This window comes from Variovorax sp. P4_D9 (genome assembly GCF_056401695.1).
Genome location: NZ_JBFUIU010000922.1, coordinates 1 through 3,310 on the forward strand (window position 1 = coordinate 1; position 3,310 = coordinate 3,310).

At 61.0% G+C, this 3,310-nt stretch carries 5 protein-coding genes; 2 read left to right on the top strand and 3 right to left on the bottom strand.

The annotated features are described in order from the left end of the window. Positions 1-181: 181 nt before the first annotated feature. Positions 182-832, bottom strand: a complete 651-nt coding sequence (locus AC1DY5_RS48315; protein WP_478121446.1) for a hypothetical protein — start codon at positions 830-832, stop codon at positions 182-184. Between the two features lie 139 nt (positions 833-971). Next, positions 972-1,184: a GlsB/YeaQ/YmgE family stress response membrane protein gene (locus AC1DY5_RS48320; RefSeq protein ID WP_478121447.1), complete on the bottom strand. Its 213-nt coding sequence runs from the start codon at positions 1,182-1,184 to the stop codon at positions 972-974. Between the two features lie 209 nt (positions 1,185-1,393). Here AC1DY5_RS48320 and AC1DY5_RS48325 point away from each other — a divergent pair, with 209 nt between their 5' ends. Further along, positions 1,394-1,594 carry a hypothetical protein gene (locus tag AC1DY5_RS48325; protein ID WP_478121448.1) on the top strand — a complete coding sequence of 67 codons (201 nt, stop codon included), beginning with the start codon at positions 1,394-1,396 and terminating at the stop codon, positions 1,592-1,594. A gap of 261 nt (positions 1,595-1,855) precedes the next feature. Here the strand turns inward: AC1DY5_RS48325 and AC1DY5_RS48330 are convergent, their stop codons facing one another. After that, on the bottom strand, positions 1,856-2,650 hold the full coding sequence (locus AC1DY5_RS48330; protein ID WP_478121449.1) for an SDR family NAD(P)-dependent oxidoreductase: 795 nt from the start codon (positions 2,648-2,650) through the stop codon (positions 1,856-1,858). Between the two features lie 207 nt (positions 2,651-2,857). Between AC1DY5_RS48330 and AC1DY5_RS48335 the strand changes: the two genes are divergently transcribed. Continuing rightward, positions 2,858-3,301, top strand: coding sequence for a nuclear transport factor 2 family protein (locus tag AC1DY5_RS48335; protein ID WP_478121450.1), 444 nt, complete (start codon positions 2,858-2,860; stop codon positions 3,299-3,301). Positions 3,302-3,310 lie beyond the last annotated feature (9 nt).

A 3,310-nucleotide genomic window follows, 5' to 3' on the forward strand; every position in this document is an offset into this window, starting at 1 on the left:
ATCGAATGGCTGCTGCTCAGGGGGCCGGAGTGGTGCTCCGGGCCTGATCCCGCCGGTCATCAACTGCCGTATAGCAGGTATAGCAGGTATAGCAGCGAGAGCGGTCCTTCGCAGCACGCCGATCTTCGCTGGACGGTCTCCTGGTCTCGATTGGAAGTCACCGCCGACTCAAAGACGGCCTTCAGCGTGCGGTTGCCTCGGGGTAGAGAAATCCGAACAGCGCCCTGACCGCCGGTGTCAAACTCCGGCTTTGCGGCCGCAGCAGTTCGTCCTCCGCCACCAGCACCTTCGCGTAGACGGCCTCATAGACGCGCTTGACGACGCCGGGTGCCACGAGCTCGCGGTCGAAGCCTGGCGTGATCCCGACCAGCCGCCATCCCATGCGTTCAAAGCTCGCCTGCATGTGCGGATAGTGCAGGGTGGCAAGACCGTAGGCCATGCCCAGGCCCATCGCGCGCCCCAGCGCTTCCTCCAGCAAAGGAACGCTCCTGCTCAGGTGCGCGCCCCGATGCCGATGCGAAATGGCACAGATGCGCCCATACAGAACCTCGCTGTCCGCGTCTCGCTCGGCCGAGAACACGCCAGCGAGCTGATCGCCGTGCTTGATCAGGATCACGATGAAGTCCCGATCGGGCATGCCCTCCATGGACACCTTCTGCAGGTAGAAGTCCTCGCGCAGATGGCAGCTGGCGTTGCCGACTGCGATGCCTGGGTACCAGGCATCGAGCGCCGAAATCAACGTCGGGATCTGGCGTCGGTCGAGCAACTCGTAGCAGTAGCCCGAAGGCAAGGGAGCGTGCCGGGTGATCACGGCGATGGAAGGCCACTGCATGGTGTTCTCCTGGAACGTGGACCATTCTTGCTTACGCGCGCCCGTCGCGATGTGCGCGTTGGCACATTCGCGCGCATGTCGATTCTGGGCTGGTTGTCGTCCCGATCACCTGGTCGTCTTGCTCGGTGACGAGCAAGTTTCATGGCCTTGGAAGGCAATGCGATCCACGATCGGCATAGCCGGACAACAGACCCCGGATGCTGAAGTCGCTCTGGTTGACCGTCGCGGCCCCCAGCAGCGGCGCCACGGGCAATCCGCCGAGCAGCGATCCGACAATGCCGACGACCACGGTTAACGCTGTTGATCGAGAACAGGCGTGCGGCCCATGGCGTTCGGTTTCCCGGATCTCCAAGCGAGAAGTCCGGGGCGCCGCGTCGTTCGCCCGAATCGCCCATTGTTGCTCCGCTACCCGATCAGCCTGGCGGAAATTTTGGGCACAATCGCCGGCCCGCCCGGCAGCGTCGGCTCGCCGTGACGTTGTGCCCTCAACGTGCCCTGCCGCACGCCTCTCGCGCTGCGCTCGCGGCGGCGCACTCCGGATCCGAGCGCGAAAGGCGACTCGTGCGGTACCTGAACGATCATGGTGTGTCGCTCCCGCGTGAGTCGCTCGACGCTCTGCTCAGGCTGACGATCCTTCCCGACTATTCGCGGGCGGTTGAGACGGGGGAATCGCCGCTGCAGCAAAAGCAGAGCATCCTGCAGACGCTGACGGCCATCGTGTTGGCCATGTCCTGCAGTTTCCCCCGTACTTACTGCGCGTGATCGAGAACGCGCACTGGGTCGATCCCACCACTGAGGAATGGCTTGCCAAGGCGTCGATCAGCTTCGGGATGCACGGGTGTTAATGTTGATCACGTCGCGCCCGGAATACGATCCTTCATTGGGGACGGCGCTGGGCTTCAGTCGGCCGGGAGCGGACCTTCTCAATGTCAACCAAGTCCGGTACAGGAGCGGACGCTCGCCAGGGCTCTCTCTCTGTGTGACGCGTCGAGTGCAAGTCCACCAGTTGCTGATGCAGTTCGGCTAGAGGCTAGAGCCTCCGTCCACCACGAGTTGGATGCCGGTGATGTATGACGAGTCGTCAGATGCCAGGAACAGGGCTGCCTTTGCAATCTCCCATGGAGTACCCTGCCTACCCATAGGACAGCGCGAGTCGCGGAACTTGTGTCCTGCCGCAGCCTCATCCGACGTCTTGTAAAGCGCATCCGCGTGCGGCGTCCGAATCATCCCAGGCACGATGCAGTTGCATCGGACTTGGTCGGGTGCATACTGCCTGGCGATGACGCGGGTCATGTGGTTCAATCCAGCTTTCGAAGTGCTATACGAAAGAAACTGCATCGGGCTCCACTTCAGACTGGCGGTTGACGATACGTTAATGATGGAGCCGGACTTTTGTGCACGCATGATTGGCATGACGGCTCTTGCAGCGGCCATCGCACCGCGCAAGTTGATGTCCATTACCTTGTCCCAGTCCTCGTCCTTTACGTCCACGAGCTCACCCAGAATCTCGATGCCGACGTTGTTGTGCAGCACGTCGACGCGCTGATGCATTGACACTACTTCGGCGACCACTGCGTCGACCTGCTTGGAGTCCGTGACGTCCATCGCCATTGCAATGGCCTTTCCGCCTTCGTCCTGGATGAGCCGCGCCGCGAACTCAGCTGCTTCCAAAGAGCGGTCAGTACAAACAACCAGCGCGCCTTCGCGGGCGAAGGTCAACGCACACGCAGTGCCGTTTCCGACGTGGTCGGCGCCTGTGAATTCTTTCTTGAATGTCCCGGCGCCGGTCACGAGGGCCACCTTGTCTTTAAGCTTCATGGTTTTCTCCTTTGCGCAAACGATTCCGCAATGGTAATGCCCTTGAGTAACAAGACAGGGTGGGTTAACCCTAGAGACTTGCTCATTCAAGGGAGGGATGCAGGGGCGCGCGATTGAGTCGAGACAATGAGGGTAAACCCCAGTTTCCAGAAACTGTGCAACGCGCAGAATTGCGTAAACGTTTCCGCAGACCCTGAGAAAATACCCATGACGAAAGACGAACTTCGACAAGCGCGCCTGAAAACGGTGCGCGACCACATGGCGCTCGAGTGCACCCAAGATTGGGACGGCGTCATTAACACGTTCGAGCATCCGCGCTACGAGATGTACGGGAACGGCAATGTCTACGACGGCGAGGAGCAGGTTCGGGCGTACTTCCAGTCTTCGCGGCAGGCCTTCCCGGACCAGACCAACGAAATCATTTCGATTGCCGCCGACGACGAGCGCAACACTGTTCTCGTGGAGTTCTTCCTCATCGGCACCCATTTAGGCAAGTTCAAAGTTCGCGACAAGACCTATCCGCCGACCGGTAGGTCGTTCAAGGTGCGAATGGCGGCAACGTTCCTGTTCGGGCCCGGCTCCGCGAAGATTGTTTGCGAGCGCCCCTACACGTCGCCCGACCTGAAGCTCATCGCCCTCGGGTTGGTCTAGTTCCGGCGA